Source organism: Kushneria konosiri (genome assembly GCF_002155145.1).
GTDB classification, from domain to species: Bacteria; Pseudomonadota; Gammaproteobacteria; order Pseudomonadales; family Halomonadaceae; genus Kushneria; species Kushneria konosiri.
Genome location: NZ_CP021323.1, coordinates 2,590,118 through 2,606,410, shown reverse-complemented (window position 1 = coordinate 2,606,410; position 16,293 = coordinate 2,590,118). Strand labels below are relative to the sequence as shown.

17 protein-coding genes are annotated in these 16,293 nt (G+C 57.3%); 9 read left to right on the top strand and 8 right to left on the bottom strand.

Annotated elements, in window-relative coordinates:
* Positions 1–229: 229 nt before the first annotated feature.
* Both B9G99_RS12060 and B9G99_RS16840 read right to left on the bottom strand, forming a co-directional pair.
* The gene (locus B9G99_RS12060) at positions 230–2,170 is read right to left on the bottom strand and encodes a putative bifunctional diguanylate cyclase/phosphodiesterase (RefSeq protein WP_227875803.1); all 1,941 of its coding nucleotides are present in this window, start codon (positions 2,168–2,170) and stop codon (positions 230–232) included.
* Between the two features lie 76 nt (positions 2,171–2,246).
* Positions 2,247–2,399: a hypothetical protein gene (locus tag B9G99_RS16840; protein ID WP_158521493.1), complete on the bottom strand. Its 153-nt coding sequence runs from the start codon at positions 2,397–2,399 to the stop codon at positions 2,247–2,249.
* A 26-nt stretch (positions 2,400–2,425) separates the two neighbouring features.
* On the opposite strand from B9G99_RS16840, the gene B9G99_RS12055 reads away from it, so the two are divergent.
* Positions 2,426–3,181: a 2OG-Fe dioxygenase family protein gene (locus tag B9G99_RS12055; RefSeq protein ID WP_086622374.1), complete on the top strand. Its 756-nt coding sequence runs from the start codon at positions 2,426–2,428 to the stop codon at positions 3,179–3,181.
* 94 nt (positions 3,182–3,275) lie between these two features.
* On the opposite strand, the gene B9G99_RS12050 is transcribed toward B9G99_RS12055, so the two are convergent.
* Entirely contained in the window at positions 3,276–3,872 is a 597-nt protein-coding gene (locus B9G99_RS12050) for a DNA-3-methyladenine glycosylase I (RefSeq protein ID WP_086622373.1), read from the bottom strand.
* 110 nt (positions 3,873–3,982) lie between these two features.
* Here B9G99_RS12050 and B9G99_RS12045 point away from each other — a divergent pair, with 110 nt between their 5' ends.
* Positions 3,983–4,483, top strand: a complete 501-nt coding sequence (locus B9G99_RS12045; protein ID WP_086622372.1) for a DUF421 domain-containing protein — start codon at positions 3,983–3,985, stop codon at positions 4,481–4,483.
* A gap of 113 nt (positions 4,484–4,596) precedes the next feature.
* A complete protein-coding gene (locus B9G99_RS12040; protein WP_086622371.1) occupies positions 4,597–5,211 on the top strand; it encodes a transglutaminase-like cysteine peptidase in 615 nt (204 codons plus the stop codon).
* A gap of 12 nt (positions 5,212–5,223) precedes the next feature.
* On the opposite strand, the gene B9G99_RS12035 is transcribed toward B9G99_RS12040, so the two are convergent.
* Positions 5,224–5,823 (bottom strand): HNH endonuclease, encoded by a 600-nt coding sequence (locus tag B9G99_RS12035; RefSeq protein WP_086622370.1) that lies wholly within the window; start codon positions 5,821–5,823, stop codon positions 5,224–5,226.
* Positions 5,824–6,032: 209 nt separating this feature from the next.
* Here B9G99_RS12035 and B9G99_RS12030 point away from each other — a divergent pair, with 209 nt between their 5' ends.
* The 3 genes from B9G99_RS12030 to B9G99_RS12020 are packed head-to-tail and all read left to right on the top strand — an operon-like array spanning position 6,033 to position 7,596.
* Positions 6,033–6,560, top strand: coding sequence for a helix-turn-helix domain-containing protein (locus B9G99_RS12030; RefSeq protein ID WP_086622369.1), 528 nt, complete (start codon positions 6,033–6,035; stop codon positions 6,558–6,560).
* Entirely contained in the window at positions 6,557–7,255 is a 699-nt protein-coding gene (locus B9G99_RS12025; protein WP_086622368.1) for an AzlC family ABC transporter permease, read from the top strand. Before B9G99_RS12030 ends, B9G99_RS12025 begins: the two co-directional genes overlap by 4 nt.
* On the top strand, positions 7,252–7,596 hold the full coding sequence (locus tag B9G99_RS12020) for an AzlD domain-containing protein (protein ID WP_086622367.1): 345 nt from the start codon (positions 7,252–7,254) through the stop codon (positions 7,594–7,596). The genes B9G99_RS12025 and B9G99_RS12020 overlap by 4 nt, the downstream gene beginning before the upstream one ends.
* Before the next feature lie 21 nt (positions 7,597–7,617).
* On the opposite strand, the gene B9G99_RS12015 is transcribed toward B9G99_RS12020, so the two are convergent.
* Entirely contained in the window at positions 7,618–9,006 is a 1,389-nt protein-coding gene (locus tag B9G99_RS12015) for an L-serine ammonia-lyase (protein WP_086622366.1), read from the bottom strand.
* A gap of 198 nt (positions 9,007–9,204) precedes the next feature.
* On the opposite strand from B9G99_RS12015, the gene B9G99_RS12010 reads away from it, so the two are divergent.
* The gene (locus B9G99_RS12010) at positions 9,205–10,098 is read left to right on the top strand and encodes a LysR substrate-binding domain-containing protein (RefSeq protein ID WP_227875802.1); all 894 of its coding nucleotides are present in this window, start codon (positions 9,205–9,207) and stop codon (positions 10,096–10,098) included.
* Positions 10,099–10,182: 84 nt separating this feature from the next.
* Here the strand turns inward: B9G99_RS12010 and rpoD are convergent, their stop codons facing one another.
* The 3 genes from rpoD to rpsU all read right to left on the bottom strand — a co-directional run bounded on the left by rpoD (position 10,183) and on the right by rpsU (position 14,565).
* Entirely contained in the window at positions 10,183–12,045 is a 1,863-nt protein-coding gene (rpoD, locus tag B9G99_RS12005) for an RNA polymerase sigma factor RpoD (protein ID WP_086622364.1), read from the bottom strand.
* Between the two features lie 215 nt (positions 12,046–12,260).
* On the bottom strand, positions 12,261–14,114 hold the full coding sequence (dnaG, locus tag B9G99_RS12000; RefSeq protein WP_086622363.1) for a DNA primase: 1,854 nt from the start codon (positions 14,112–14,114) through the stop codon (positions 12,261–12,263).
* Positions 14,115–14,349: 235 nt separating this feature from the next.
* On the bottom strand, positions 14,350–14,565 hold the full coding sequence (gene rpsU, locus B9G99_RS11995; RefSeq protein ID WP_086622362.1) for a 30S ribosomal protein S21: 216 nt from the start codon (positions 14,563–14,565) through the stop codon (positions 14,350–14,352).
* Between the two features lie 299 nt (positions 14,566–14,864).
* Here rpsU and tsaD point away from each other — a divergent pair, with 299 nt between their 5' ends.
* Together tsaD and folB are read left to right on the top strand one after the other, a co-directional pair.
* Positions 14,865–15,905 carry a tRNA (adenosine(37)-N6)-threonylcarbamoyltransferase complex transferase subunit TsaD gene (gene tsaD / locus B9G99_RS11990; protein ID WP_086622361.1) on the top strand — a complete coding sequence of 347 codons (1,041 nt, stop codon included), beginning with the start codon at positions 14,865–14,867 and terminating at the stop codon, positions 15,903–15,905.
* 27 nt (positions 15,906–15,932) lie between these two features.
* On the top strand, positions 15,933–16,292 hold the full coding sequence (gene folB, locus B9G99_RS11985) for a dihydroneopterin aldolase (RefSeq protein ID WP_086622360.1): 360 nt from the start codon (positions 15,933–15,935) through the stop codon (positions 16,290–16,292).
* The last annotated feature ends 1 nt before the right edge of the window (position 16,293 follow it).

Here is a 16,293-nt window from a genome sequence, read left to right as displayed (position 1 = left end):
TGCGATGCCGCTAACCTGGATTATGCAAATAGTAAAAAATCAATCATTTAGAGAAAATTCACGATAGGGCTTCATGTCAGGCGCCGCTCGACAGACATGCAGGGCATTGAAACAGCATGTGACGTTTTCTGACATTGCAGGACTGACCCGACTCGCCGGAAACGGTCAGCGGCCACATGGACGGCCCTGCCTGTTGTCATCGGATATCAATCTTCTGAAGACGGCGCGCTTACTCCCTGGGTGATGCGCCATGTTGCCCTCGAAACAGCGGCTGGGTTTCCAGCAGCGGCGTAATCCGCTCAGCTCTCATGGAACGAAAGAAATAAAACCCCTGAACCAGATCGACATTGAGCTCCTGCACCATTTCGAGCTGCTCGCTGGTTTCTACACCTTCAGCAATGACCTCAAGACCCAGCCGGTGGCCGATAAAGACAATACCGGCCAGAATGGCCCTGTCCTGCAGGCTCTGGGGCGAATCCTTGACAAAGGTGCGATCAATCTTGAGCGAGGTCACGGGAAACTGCTTCAGATAGGCAAGAGAAGAGTAACCGGTGCCAAAATCATCGATCGCAATTTTCATGCCTCGATGATAAAGCGTTTGCAAATGATGCTTTACCGCCTCATCAGCCTGCACCAGAACATTTTCAGTGATTTCAATACCGATATCTCGCATGGAAAGCTGATGGCGCTGCATCGTTTTTTCCAGCTGTTCAAGCATTGCAGTAGAGCGCAGATGCTCTCCTGAAAGATTGATATCCACGCGATAACCGTGAAGCCCCTGCGCCTTCCAGCGAGCCTGCTGACAACATAATGCTTCAATGGACCAGCTTCCCAGGCGTCCCATCAGCCCGAATCGCTCGGCCAGAGGAATGAATTCCGAAGGAGAAACCATTCCGCCACCCGTGGGAAACCAGCGCAGCAATGCCTCCATGCTCTCGATACGACCACTACGTGATATCTGAGGCTGATAATGGAGCGCCAGCTCTTGATGATCGATGGCATTTTCCAGGCGCTTGAGCAGTTCATGCTGGTAAATCAGGTCACGGTGAAACTCGTGACTGAATATCTGAAACCGGCTTTCACCAGGCAGCCGGGCCCGGTTGCGCGCAACATTGGCCGCATAGATCAATGACTCGGCATCTTCGCCATTATCCGGGAAAAGACTGATGCCCTGACTGACCGTGACGTGATGGGGCTTGCCATCCAGCAGAAAAGGCAGCTCAAACATGCTGTTGACCCGATCAATCAGCTGTAGTGCATGACGTCTTGAATCAAGGTGCGTACAGGCCATGATGAATTCATCGTTGCCAAAGCGCGCCAATAGATCGGAAGTGTAACTGTTCTGGGAAAGCCGCTCGGCAACCTGGGTCAGCAGATGGTTCCCCTGATCGTAGCCCAGCGAGTCATTGATCTCGGAAAAATTCTCGATATCAATAAAAAGGACCGCCAGCGGCGCACGATGGCGATTTTCATCCTCGATCAGACGATTGAGTTCGGCAATGAAGGCTGCACGATTGGGCAATAGCGTCAGCGGATCATAGCGACGAATGAACTCGAGATCCCGGTGCGCCTGCTTTTGTACCGAGAGATCAACGTCGACACAGAACATCAGCGGATTATTGGTGTGCTGCCCCAGCATCACATGATGAGAAAAGACCGCCACACTGCGCCCTGACTTGTGCACCAGTTCCATTTCGCTGGCCGGGATTTCCACACCCTCGTTGATCCAGCTCTGATGCGCTCGTATGACCGACTCACGCATGCCTTCCGGAATGATGAGCTCTTCAAACCGACAGCCCATGACCTCATCGGGCATGTAGCCGTAGAGCTGAGTACTGGCAGCATTCCAGTAGATGACACGCCTTTTGCGATCATAGCCCTGAACAGCAACGCGCGGCAGACTCTCGAGCAGCGCCCGAAAGCGCTGTTCGCTTCGATCATAGCGCAGACGTTCATGGTTGCTGAGACGGTTGGTTGGGTGATGAAGCTGCTGATAGAGCTGACGATTGCGCAGGCGGGTACGGTGCCAGGCAAGGAGCACCCCTGCAAGCGCCAGCCCCAGAATCATGATCGCCAGATTGCGCGTGCCAATGAAAGATGTGACCACCAGCACCAATGTAAGACCTGCCAACCCAAGGCCGTAGCGCAGGTACTTGTGCGAAATGCGCATCTCCGATTAATCCTGATCTGACCCGGTGAAGGGTCCGCTGGTCAAAAATACTGGCGTCTTTCATAAGCATAACAGCTTACGCCATGTCACAAGGAATAAGCGAGACGTTACCAGTGTTCTGGCATTCTCCTTTATTTCCAAACAATGCCTGTCCTTGCTCATCAATCACCTTCTGAAAGTCCATAACATTTGGCTGCGGACTGTCGGCAAATGCCGACAGTTGACGCATTTCATTATCCTTTCAGGAGAAAAAAGATGACCACTACCAATGCACAGTCCTTCTGGCAGCACCACGTCTCAAAAGCGCTGGCGGAACATGACTGGTGCTTTACTCATGTCCGTGACCGTATCGACCTGGATGCCTGGCAGGCCTTTACCCGGAATCTTCCGCGTGACCCTTACGTTGATCGTCGCTGGAAGCGCATGTCCTGGCTGGCGCTTGATGAGCAGGGGCATATGAAAAATCTGGGTGAGTGCCCCATGGCACAGGGTGGACAGTATAACGACGCTGCAAGCATGGCGGACAAGCTGCGCTGGTACCCGGCTCTTGAGCAGGACTTTCTGGATCGCCCTGACGTTCGCGCCTTTGTTGAAGCCTGGGCAGAACTCTGGGGACTGGGCGCCAATGAGCCCATTCTGATGCAGATCACCGGCGTTCGAGGCTCGGGCGAACTTGACCCTCTTCAGGGTCAGGGCATTCATGCTGACGGCTGCCGCTATCTGAGCATCATGGTGCTGGACCGCGACAACGTCAGCGGTGCTGAAAGTGTGCTTTACGCCGACCGTGCAGGTCAGGAGTTGTTGGCCGATCAGGTCATGGAACCCGGCGATGTGCTTCATCTGCGTGACGACCGCCTCTTTCACGGCGCCAAGGCGCTGCGCCAGGACGACCCGGGCCAGCCCTATGAGCGATTTATCATCATCATCAACTCAAGCTTTGTGGATGGTTTTCAAAATCGCATGCTGCGTCGCTACTTCCCGGAAGCCGTCATCCATGAACACATTGCCTGATTTCTCAGACAGACAGATGGTTTGATGACATTCCCTTAACCCTAAAAGGAGCCGCCGGCCGACGCATGTCGGCCGGCACCCCGCCCCATCAGTCTCATGACCGTGGCGTAACGAACTCTCCCATCTCCGCCACAACCTGACGACGGTGGCAGTTTGGCGCATGGTCGTTGACCATTCCCGTGGCCTGCATCCAGGCATACACGATTGTAGGGCCGACAAACTTGAAGCCTCGTGTCTTGAGCGCTTTTGAAAACGACGCAGACAGCGGGGTTTGCGAGGGTACGGGCGGCAGGTTTTGCATTGGCCGGTAATCGACCATCGACCAGCAGAATGTGGCGAAATCCTCGCCCTGATCCTGCATGCGTAAAAACGCCCGAGCATTGCCAATGGCCGATTCGATCTTGGCGCGTGAGCGAATAATCCCGGCATTGAGGAGCAACCGCTCAACATCCTGCTCGGTAAAGCGGGCAACCCGCTCGGGATCAAACCCCTCAAAGGCCTCGCGAAAGGCGTCACGCTTTTTCAACACCGTCAGCCATGAAAGCCCGGCCTGAAAGCCATCAAGGATCAGTTTCTCCCATAGGGCCTGACTGTCGAACTCCGGCACTCCCCACTCATGATCGTGGTAATGCGCCAGTACAGGGTTGCCCTGAACCCAGGAGCATCGTACTGGTGAAGGCGTATCCGCCATGAAACCTCTCCGGTTTATCGAATTCGTGTTTTTCTGCAGGCATCTGACTTGATGACACCCTGGCATCTACCCTGAAGATTCACTTTATATTCCTTCAAAAGGCAGCGCTCATGACCCCCATCCTGCATACGATCGTGGTTGGTACCTTAAGCTACCTGACCCTGATTATCGTTTTGCGCGTCTCCGGCAAGCGCACCCTGTCAAAATGGAACGCTTTCGATTTCGTCACCACCATCGCGCTGGGGTCCATTCTGGGTGCTGCGCTGACGTCCACAAAGGTCTCTCTGGCCCAGAGTATTACCGCCTTCGTGGTCATCGTGATGCTGCAGTTTTTGATCACTTTCATCTCGATACGCTCACGCAAGGTACTCAGACTGATCAAGTCCCGCCCCACTCTGCTGCTTTTCAGCGGACAGTATTGTCGTGCAGCCATGCAGCGCGAGCGGGTGGCAACAACAGAAATTCTGGCCGCCATTCGTGAAAAGGGCATGGCCGATGTCGAGAAGGTACATGCTGTCGTGCTGGAAACCGACGGCAGCTTCAGTGTTATTGGCAGCGCCGGGGACAATGATTCAACACTGGAAGGTGTCGACGGCTTCCCGGGCCGATAGGGCAAAAAAGGCCCCTTTCAAGGGGCCTGATCATCCCATGGCATGCGTTCGGCACAGTGCAAAATAGAGCATCACACCCCGGACGTCTTCCATGATCCTGTCGGTATCTGCTCATGCCCCTTCATCGCGCTTTTGCCGCCACGCTGTTGACCGGCTGCCTTGCCCTGCCTTTCACATCATCTGCCAAAGCCTTCACCTGGTGGGACGACAGCCGCGAGATGGCCATTACCCAATCGAGAGCTGAACTGGTTCAACAGGTGCGTCAGTATCAGGGACTGGCGCAGCTGCAGTACGTCAACAGAGTGGTCAATAACGCCGCGCGCCAGCAGGAAGAAGAAGGCACTGACATCTGGAAAGGCTTTGATCGTCTAACCCGTGAGGGCTACGGCGACTGTGAAGATTTTGCCATTGCCAAATACCAGATTCTGCGCGAGGCCGGCATGTCACCCGAGAGACTCGACTTTCTGGCCGCGCGTGACACCCTCACCCCCACTTATCACGCGGTGTTGCGCTATCAAAAAAAGGACGGCAGCTATCTGATTCTCGATAACCTGACCCCGCTGATACTGCCGCAAACACAGCGTACTGATCTCACCCCCATCGTGGTCTTTGACCAGAGTCATAGTCTGCTTTGGAAGGATGGCCGCTTTCTCAAGGTTGACCCGGCACGCATCAAACTGGGGGGCAAGCTGCTGAGCGAGCGCCTGGCCAACCTGATGCATTACTGAGCGAGGAATTTTTCAGGCCGCCAGTGCCTCTGTCAGATAGGCGCGAAGCGGCGCATTCTTGAACTGACACTTCAAATACCAGAGCTGGCGGGGCGTCATGGTTTTCGGGCGTGTCATGTAGAGCACTTCCGCCATGGTCGGTACGAAAGGCTTCAAAAGCAGGGCCATACCGGCTTCTTCCGGCGTTCGATTGCCCTTGAGACTGTTGCATCTCTGACAGCAGGCGACCGCATTAAGCATTGAAAGCCGACCGCCCCGTGATCGGGGCAGGATATGATCGATGGTCAGGGCCTGACGCGTCACCGTGACGCCACAGTAGGCGCAGCAAAGACCTTCACGGTACTTGCACAGCACCCGGTTAAAGCCGGTGTGCTCAAACGCCAGCATGGCATTGACCGGCGGCGAGACCCCGATGACCTCAGGAATATCAATAAACGACTGCCTGCCGGTTAGTGAGCTGGTGCCGCCGTGCAGTCGATAAGCGGCCTCACCATCAGCCCACACCACACCACCTTCAGAGGCGCGCGACATCAATACCGCAGCTTCTTCAAGCGTCAACCAGTCGATCGGTATGCCAGAGGCATGAAGACGTAACACCATGGGTTGGCGCATAACACGAAACTCCCCACGAGTCGAGACGATAGCTACGATCCTACACCACTATGTCATTACCATGACAATCCCTTCATAAGTCTCTATTCATCCGCGCGCCACCCCGGAATGGGGGCTGCGGACTGGATGGATTGACATCGCATCGTTCCATATATAAAACGTTTCATATATGGAACAATCAACGTCGCTGATGACCAGAGGAGAGATTCATGGAGGAGGATGCACTGCAGCGTCTTGGCCATCACATCACGGCATTGCGCCAGCAAAAAACATGGTCGCTGAGCTTTCTGGCCGACAGGGCCGGGATTGCCAAATCAAGTCTGTCACGTCTTGAGCAGGGCAAGGGCAACCCCACCCTCGATACCCTGTGGCGCCTGGCACTGCAACTGGAAACGCCTTTCAGCGCATTGATCGCCGCCACTCAAACCAGCGTGACCGATGACGATATTTCAGTCAGCCTCCTCAAGCACCATCACGGCACCCTGCCCGTTGACGTCTATCTCATGACACTGGCACCTGATGCCGTGCGTCATGCTCATGCACATGCCACTGGCACCCGTGAAACCCTGCAGGTCATCGACGGCAACCTGTGGGCCGGCACCGATCAGGCTCCAGTCACGCTGGCCATTGGAGAGGTCCATCATTTTGCGGCGGATCAGCCCCACCTCTACAAGGCAGGCCCGGCTGGCGCCACGGCAGTGGTAACCATCCTCTATGCCAAAAGTGATATGGCATGAGTACCGCGTGGTTAAAGGGCGCGCGCGAAGCCCTGCCACTTCTGAGTGGCTACCTGCCGGTAGCCCTGTCCTTTGGCCTGGTGGCCGTCCAGGCAGGGTTCAGCCCCGTTGAAGCAACAACCCTGTCGCTTTTGATCTATGCCGGCGCATCGCAGTTTCTGTTTGTCGGCATGATCGCCAGCGGCGCGCCGCTATGGCTGACGGTGGTCATGACTCTACTGATTAATGCCCGTCACGCGATCTATTCCCTCTCACTTGCCCCGTGGATAACGCAAAGTCGCCGATGGCCATGGCTGATGCATGGCCTGACAGATCAGGTATTTGCACTGGCGCATTACCGTCTGCCTCTGCTCGATGACAAGGACCGCATGAGCTGGTTTTCCGGCACGGCCATTGTGGCATGGGTGGGATGGGCCGGTGGCACCCTGCTGGGCAGCCTTGCCGGTGAGCAGTTGATCGAGCAATGGCCACTGGTGGCCCATGCCATGACCTTTGCATTGCCGGCGCTGTTTCTGGTGCTGATGGCGCCACGTTTTACATCCACACGATGGTGTTGTGCTCTGCTGGGGAGTGCTTTCACAGCGTTGATACTGGCGCTCAATCACATGACCAGCATCGCCGTGCCGATGGCAGCAGCACTTGGCGCCCTGTGCTTTTATCTATTACCGAAAAATGCCGCGAGGAAATGCTCATGAGCATCGCCATCTGGTGGGCAGCAGGAGCCACAGCCCTGGGAACCCTGCTGATTCGAATGCTGCCGCTTTATCTGATGCAACAACGTTTGCGCCGCACATCCGAAGCCAATGGAGAGATGACCATACCAACATGGCCGGGAGTAATGGCACCGCTGATGATTGCAGCGCTTTTAGGGGTATCGTTGATTCCTCAGCCGGCCAATGCGGTAAGCTGGGTCAGTACGCTGGTCGGAAGCCTTGTCACGCTGAGCGTGTGGTATAGAACGCGAACGCTGGGACTGCCGGTAGCGGCCGGTGTGGCCGCCTATGCGCTGGTGTTGCTGATCGGGTCATGGGGCTGACCACATGACCCGATCAGGAAATCAGCACTCGATGGCGTTGACGGCCAGCCCGTAATTGACGGCCAGACCACCCAGCGAGGTTTCCTTGTACTTGCTCTGCATGTCCCGACCCGTGTCGCGCATCGTGCGGATGGCATGATCCAGCGAAATAAAGTGGGTGCCATCACCATTCAGGGCAAACTGCGCAGCGTTGATGGCCTTGACCGACGCAATGGCATTGCGCTCGATACAGGGCACCTGAACCAGACCACCGACCGGGTCGCAGGTCAGGCCGAGATTGTGCTCAAGGCCGATCTCGGCAGCATTTTCTACCTGCTCTGGTGTCCCGCCCATGACCTGACAAAGACCGGCGGCGGCCATGGCACAGGCCGACCCCACTTCTCCCTGGCATCCCACTTCGGCACCGGAGATCGAGGCATTTTTCTTGCACAGAATACCGATGGCACCGGCTGTAAGCAGGAAATCGACAACCCCACGCTCACAGGCGCTTTCTTCAAACTTCATCCAGTAGCCGAGCACCGCCGGGATAATCCCTGCAGCACCGTTGGTGGGCGCGGTCACCATGCGTCCACCGGCAGCATTTTCTTCATTGACTGCCAGCGCGAACAGGTTGACCCAATCCATTGCTGAAAAGGTGGTCGCAATCAGGTTTTTCTCGGCCCGCTCCAGTCGAGTCAGCAGCGAGGCGGCGCGACGCTTCACGTTCAGACCACCCGGGAGCACACCATTATGCTCAAGCCCCTTGGCGATACAGGCCTGCATTGCCTGCCAGATACCAAAAAGCTCCTGGCGCACTTCCTCTTCACTGCGCCAGACCAGCTCATTGGCCATCATGACCTGAGCGATGCTCATGTTCTCGCGCTTGCAGATCTCCAGCAGCGCATTGGCGCTGTCGAAATCATACGGCAGCGTAACGCCCGGCGCGGCATCAGCGTTCTCTTCGTCGGCGCCGTTAATAACGAAACCACCGCCGACCGAATACCAGGTCTGAGTAATGTTGCTGCCATCCCTGAGCGTGGCTACCAGCGTCATCGCGTTGGGATGACGCGGCAGTGGTTCATTGGACCAGTAGAAGTCACGCTCCCAGAGAAACGGCACACTGACTCGTCCACCCAGACGCAGCACCTGCGACTCCAGCAGCTCGTCGATGGCTGGCGCGATGATGTCCGGATCAATCGAGGCCGGCAGCTCTCCCATCAGTCCCATGATGACCGCACGATCAGTACCGTGCCCGACACCGGTAGCTGACAGCGAGCCGTGAAGGTGAATCTCCAGACCGATAACGCGTGAGGTCGCCTGTTGTTCTTCCAGCGCATCCAGAAAGAATTTGGCCGCGCGCATCGGACCGACCGTGTGCGAGCTGGATGGGCCGATGCCGATATTGAACAATTCGAAGACGCTGATAGGCATGTTATCACCCCATAATCGGTGTAAGGAGCGCTAAACCGTCATTGGATTTTTGCGCGATGGGGCCAGCATGTATTGCCTTGGAGCGCCTTTCAAAGCATAAATAGATGACCAGGGTTTAGTTATTCTAAACCATCAAACATATTGCCCTTTAATGGGCCCCGCTGACGCCGAGTTTTTATGCCCTCAGCCACGACCTCCATGCATGCTGGCCTTCATGTCTTTGCCTGCGCCGCGCGTCATCTCTCCTTTACTCGTGCAGCCGGTGAACTCAATGTGACCACAGGTGCCGTCAGCCAGCAGATTCGCCTGCTCGAGGAGCGACTCGGGTTTCGACTCTTTCATCGCCACCCGCGAAGACTGACGCTAACAGCCGAGGGAGAGCGACTGGCCGAAGCCGTATTGAGCGCGCATGGTCGTATCGACCAGGAACTCAAGCGGCTGTCTCGCGGCCTGATGAGCGGGGAGCTGGTGCTACGCTGCGTGCCCTCCTTTTTAACCCGGTGGCTGATGCCGCGATTGCCACGACTGCAGGCACAGCTGCCAGCACTGGACATCTACCTGCACGCCGAAGACAGCGACCGCGCCCTGACAGAAGAAAATTTCGATCTGGCCATCGATCTGGGTAATGACCACTATCCGGGCATGGCTTCTACCCTATTGATGGAAGAGATCATTTTTCCGGTCTGCGCCCCTTCACTTTTCAGTCACCGCCCGGCACTGAATCACCCTGACCGGCTCGTCCATTATCCACTTTTGCATGATGTCACCGCATGGCGAGGCAGCAGTGCGCACGGCGAGTGGCATCACTACCTGGAAGCGATTGGTGCCGACACTACCGGCATCCAGCGAGGGTACAGCTTTAACCGACATGATCTCACCATGGAGGCCGCCCGTGCCGGCATGGGCATTGCCATCGCCCGCCAGACACTATTGCGTGATGAGCTCAGTAGCGGTGAACTGATCGCACCGCTGCCGCAGCGGGTCAATACGGGTCGCCATTACGCAATCGTTCACGCTTTCGGCGCGCTGGACGACCCTCGCATTCGTGCCGTGCATGACTGGATCTGCGCCGAGGCCAGACGCACGCCATAAATAAGCATGGTGATGTTGCCTCACGCGCATAAAAAAACGCCCGCGCCTTGAAGGCAGCGGGCGTTGGGAGACCAACCTGACGCTTTATTCGTCGATAAAGGAGCGCAGTGACTCGGAACGCGAGGGGTGACGCAGCTTGCGCAGCGCCTTGGCCTCGATCTGACGAATACGCTCGCGGGTCACATCAAACTGCTTGCCCACTTCTTCCAGCGTATGGTCAGTGTTCATATCAATACCAAAGCGCATGCGCAGCACCTTCGCCTCGCGTGCGGTCAGGCCGCCCAGCACGTTGCGCGTGGCTTCGATCAGACCTTCGCCGGTGGCTGAATCGATCGGGGACACCATGGTGGAATCCTCGATAAAATCGCCCAGGTGAGAATCATCGTCATCACCGATGGGCGTTTCCATCGAGATCGGCTCCTTGGCGATCTTGAGCACCTTGCGAACCTTGTCTTCCGGCATCTCGAGACGCTCGCCCAGCTCTTCCGGCGTGGGCTCGCGTCCCATTTCCTGAAGCATCTGGCGCGAAACGCGGTTGAGCTTGTTGATCGTTTCGATCATGTGAACCGGAATACGAATGGTACGCGCCTGGTCGGCAATCGAGCGTGTGATGGCCTGACGAATCCACCAGGTGGCATAGGTCGAGAACTTGTAACCGCGACGATATTCGAACTTGTCGACGGCCTTCATCAGACCGATGTTGCCTTCCTGAATCAGGTCCAGGAACTGCAGGCCACGATTGGTGTACTTCTTGGCAATCGAGATCACCAGTCGAAGGTTGGCTTCCACCATTTCCTTCTTGGCACGCCGCGCCTTGGCTTCACCGATCGACAGGCGACGGTTGATGTCCTTGAGCTCGGAGACCGGCAAAAGCGCCAGCTCTTCTTCAAAGGCAATCTTGCGCTGAGCACGCTCGATGTCGGCACGCAGCGGCTCAATGCTGCTGGCATGCTTGCTGTTGCGCTCGATGAAATCATCGATCCAGCTCGCGTCCGACTCACGCCCCGGGAAGGAGGCAATGAACGTCTTGCGGGGCACCTTGCCGCGCTTGACGCACAGTTGCATGATGGTCTTTTCCTGCTCGCGAATCTGACCCACGCTCAGACGAAGCTGACCCACGAGACGCTCGAAATGGCGCGGCACCAGCTTGATCGGTGAGAAGAGCTCTGCCAGACGGGCCTGTTCACTGCGCGCCTGAGAAGATGACAGGCCATGGGCCTCAATGGCCGCCTTGGTCTGCTCGTTCTGCTCGCGGATCTGCTCGAAGCGAACGCGGGCCAGCTCGGGATCCGGACCGCCCTCGGAGGCAGTATCGTCCTCCTCGTTGCTGTCATCATCGTCGCTGTCGTCGTCGCTGTCGCTGTCATCACTGTCGTCAGCCACGATTTCGGGCATGGGCTCTTCGACCTCAGCCACACCCGGTACGCCTTCATCAGGGTCGATGAAGCCCGAAAACAGATCAGAAAGACGACCCGGCGCCTCTTCATCCTGAGTCGCGTCGTAGGCTTCCAGGATTGAATCAACGGCGCCCGGGAGGCTTGCCAGCGCCGACATGACCTCACGAGTACCCTCTTCGATACGCTTGGCGATCTCGATTTCGCCTTCGCGCGTCAAAAGCTCGACGGTACCCATTTCACGCATGTACATGCGAACCGGATCAGTGGTGCGGCCAACGTCACTTTCAACGGCCGCCAGCGCTGCGACAGCTTCTTCGGCGGCAGATTCGTCAGCAGACTGATCCGACATCATCAGCGTATCTTCATCGGGTGCTTCTTCAACGACGTTGATACCCATGTCGTTGATCATGCCGATGATGTCTTCTACCTGATCAGGATCTGCAATATCCTCAGGCAGATGGTCGTTGACCTCCGCGTAGGTAAGAAACCCCTGTTCCTTGCCTTGCGCGATCAACTCCTTCAGACGTGACTGCGGTGTATTTCCAGCCATAGAAACCTATCTCGAAGAAGAGTGAAGCGCCTGGTACATGCCAAAAGACACACCAGACAATCCAGTATAGACCAGCAGGGAGCCGACAGCAGATGACTGTCGCTTCTCACCAATCCTGTGTATTGATTCGGACGCCAAAAGCCATGCGGCGTCTATCGCTATATCCCTACTAAATAAGGGGGATAAACGCTTGTTTCAACCCCATGGCAGGGCCTTCAGCGCTTGAGCTCACAGATCAACTGCCACAGCCGACCTGCCTCCTCACGCGTGAGTTTTTCACCATTTCGTTCCCTGTTCTGCAGTGCTTCAAGCTCACGCTCCGGGCTTGAGCGCTGTCGCTGCTGCTCGAAGTGCGCCACGAGCACTTCCACTTCCCGCTGACGCAGAGCGGGCGGAATCAGTGGCTCACGCTGCAAAAGTGTCAGCAGTCGGCTGCCATGACTGCTGCCATGAAAATGCGCCAGCAGCACCTGTGATGAGCGATAACCGCCGGCGCGGACCAGCCTGACCACCTCCAGCAACAGCTGGCCGTCGTCGTCATCAGGGCACCATGCCTCACCTTCGGGCAGCGCCTCGACCAGTACCGGCGAATGCACGATCAAATGCAGAATTCGACCACTCAGGCTCAGGCTGGCCGTGCCCTGCTGACGACGTGGCGATGCCTTTGCTGTCGAATTCAGCGGGCGCCCGGACTCATGAACAGGCATGCCTTTCTGTGATTGCGGGTCCCGAGATACCGATGCGCCGGGGCGCGCCCTGCCTTCGGAAATCTCTTCAAGCGTGCTGCGCTCAAGACCGGTGCGCTCACTGAGCTCACGCATTAAAAGGGATTTCAAAAGCCCCTGAGGCAGCTTCGCAATGCCTTCCAGCACGGCACTGGCAAAGCGCTCCCGGTCTTCAAGACGTCGCAGATCCCGACCTTCACCGGCATGATCAAAGAGATATTCCGTCAGCGAACCGGCACGCACGATGCGCTGCTCAAACGCCTCACCGCCTTCCTGACGAATCAGGGAGTCCGGGTCTTCCCCTTCCGGTAAAAACAGAAATCGCGCCTGACGCCCATCGATCATCTGCGGCAGCACGGTATTCAACGCTCGATATGCTGCCTGTCGGCCGGCGGTGTCACCGTCAAAGCAGAACACCACTTCATCGACCAGACGAAACAGACGTCGCAGATGCTCTTCCGTGGTTGCGGTCCCCAGGGTCGCTACCGCGTAATCGACCCCGTGCTGCGCCAGGGCCACCACATCCATGTAACCTTCCACAATGAGCATGCGCTCGGGACGCCTTGATTGCATCCGGGTCTCATAGAGCCCATACAGCTCTCGCCCCTTGTGAAATACGGGCGACTCGGGTGAGTTAAGATACTTGGGTTTTTCATCCCCCAGTACCCGGCCCCCAAAACCGATCGTTCGCCCCTTCCAGTCGCGAATGGGAAAGATGACCCGATCACGAAAGCGGTCCCAGCTGCGCCCGGTTTCCTCTTTCCTGACCAGCAGGCCGTATTCGACCTGAACATTTTCATCCACGCCCTTTTCGCTCAGGTGACGCTTTAGCGCATCCCAGCCGGCGGGGGCATAGCCGATCGCATAGCGACTGACGATGTCATCACTCAGGCCGCGACGCTTTAGATAGTCGTGCGCTGACTGCGATGCCCCGGACGCCAGCTGCTGCTGATAGAACCGGGTCCCCAGCTCGAGCAGATTGACGGCCTCTTCCTGCTGTCGGGCCTGAACGCGGGCCTGCTGACGCTGTTCATCACTTTCTCCTTCTCTTGGCACCTCCATACCGGCACGAGAAGCCAGCGCTTCGATCGCCTCGGGAAAATTCAGGCGGTCAAACTCCATGACAAAGCGCAGTGCGTTGCCGCTCGCGCCGCACCCGAAGCAGTGATAGAACTGCTTGTCGGCGCTGACGGTGAAGGAAGGAGACTTTTCCTGGTGAAACGGACAAAGCGCCGAGTGGTTGCGCCCCGTCTTTTTGAGCTGCACACGAGCACCAATGACATCAACGATATCCGTCCGCGCCAGTAGATCGTCGATAAATCGTTGAGGGATTCTGCCGGCCATAATGTCCTGCACTACCTCAATGGTCAGTGGTCATACCTGCGACGTCACCATCAACTCCACTATCTGAAGGATCGGACATCTCAGGTGTTGCATGTGACGTAATCGGTGGTGATGAAATTCCTGATCGCTTACCTATCGGCAACGCCTGTTCCATCACTACCTATAAAAACGAACGGCCGCCAATGGCGGCCGTTCGGCATCCCGCTGAAGCGTTGGGCATACGCTCAGGTACGGATTAATACAACCGTTCGAAGCGCTTGCGCTCGCGCTGCAGCTTCTTGGCATGACGCTTGACAGCTGCTGCTGCCTTGCGCTTGCGCTCGGCCGTGGGCTTTTCGTAGTTCTCACGACGACGGACTTCGGAAAGCACGCCAGCCTTTTCACAGGAGCGCTTGAAGCGACGCAGAGCAACGTCGAACGGTTCGTTATCACGTACTTTGACGGAAGGCATTAAGCAATCACCACCTTAAGGAGATCAATGAGGTTTGAATGTGCTCAATGCCGTCGATGCGGCACTTAAACCGGTCATGAATGTTGATCACGATTCAGCGAAGGCGCCGCGATCAGCGGCCAGAAGCACAGCCCGGTATTACAGGGACACGCATTATAAACGTCGCGCCTGCGGTTTGCAAAGCGCCTGACGCGAGAAGCGCAAACAGGTAAACTTGCTCGCCTGCCGGCAGCAGCACCTGTTACCTGCCAGGCGGCACCTACCACTGAAAGACGCCCTTATCAGAGTCAGGACACATCATGCGCGTACTGGGGATCGAAACCTCCTGCGATGAAACGGGGATTGCCCTGTTTGACAGTGAACACGGGCTGTTGGCCGATGCCTTGTTCAGCCAGATCGACATGCACGTTGAGCACGGCGGTGTCGTGCCCGAACTCGCCTCACGCGATCATGTTCGTCGCCTGCTTCCCCTGATTGACCAGGTGCTGCTCGAGGCAGGGCTGGAAGCCCGCGAGGTTGACGCCATCGCCTATACGGCCGGCCCCGGGCTGGTTGGCGCTTTGATGGTGGGGGCGGCTACTGCACATGGTCTGGCCTGGGCCTGGCAGGTACCGGTCCTCGGTGTTCATCACATGGAAGGCCATCTACTGGCGCCCATGCTGGAAGAAGGGCGGCCCGAGTTTCCCTTCGTGGCGCTACTGGTGTCCGGGGGACATACCCAACTGGTCGCCGTGCACGCACTGGGCGACTACACGCTGCTGGGCGAGTCGGTTGATGACGCCGCCGGCGAGGCCTTCGACAAGGCTGCCCGCATGCTGTCACTGCCCTACCCCGGCGGCCCTCATATTGCACGTCTGGCCGAGCGTGGCGCCCCCACCCGCTTTCGCTTCCCGAGACCCATGACGGACCGACCCGGACTGGACTTCAGCTTTTCGGGCCTGAAAACGCATACGCTGACCACCATCAAGGCTCTGGAGTCCGAAGGCAAACTCGATGAACAGACACGAGCCGATGTGGCGCGCGCCTTTGAAGAGGCCGTAGCGGATACACTGGTCATCAAGTGCCGACGCGCGCTGGAGCAGTCCGGCCTCAAGAGACTGGTCGTGGCCGGCGGCGTTAGTGCCAATCAACGTCTGCGCCAGCGCCTGGATGCGGCACTTGAAAAAATGGGCGCGCGAGCCTTTTATCCCAGAGGGCGTTTTTGCACCGACAATGGTGCCATGATTGCCTATGTTGGCACCCAGCGCCTGCTGGCAGGTGAGCGCGATGACCAGGCCATGCTGGCCACACCGCGCTGGCCGCTTTCCGATCTGGCGCCCCCGGCGCACGTCCAGAAATAAACAACCGCCCATGACAGGAGCGACGCCATGGATATGGTGCTGATCGAAGAACTGGCGCTGGAAGCCGTTATCGGCGTGTACGAATGGGAAAAGCGCATCCATCAGCGGCTCCTGCTGAGCCTGGAGCTGGGCTGCGATATCGCACAGGCCGCCCGCAACGATGACCTGAGCGCCACGCTGGACTACGCCGCCATCAGCCAGCGCCTTCAGGCGTATTGCAGCGAACACCAGTTCGAGCTGGTGGAAACCTTTGCCGAACGTATGGCCACGCTGCTTCAAGAGGAGTTCGGCATTGTCTGGCTGCGATTGACGCTCAAGAAACCGGGCGCCGTGGCAGATGCTGCCTTTGTCGGTGTGCGTATCGAACGCGGCGAGTACCGCAGCTGAC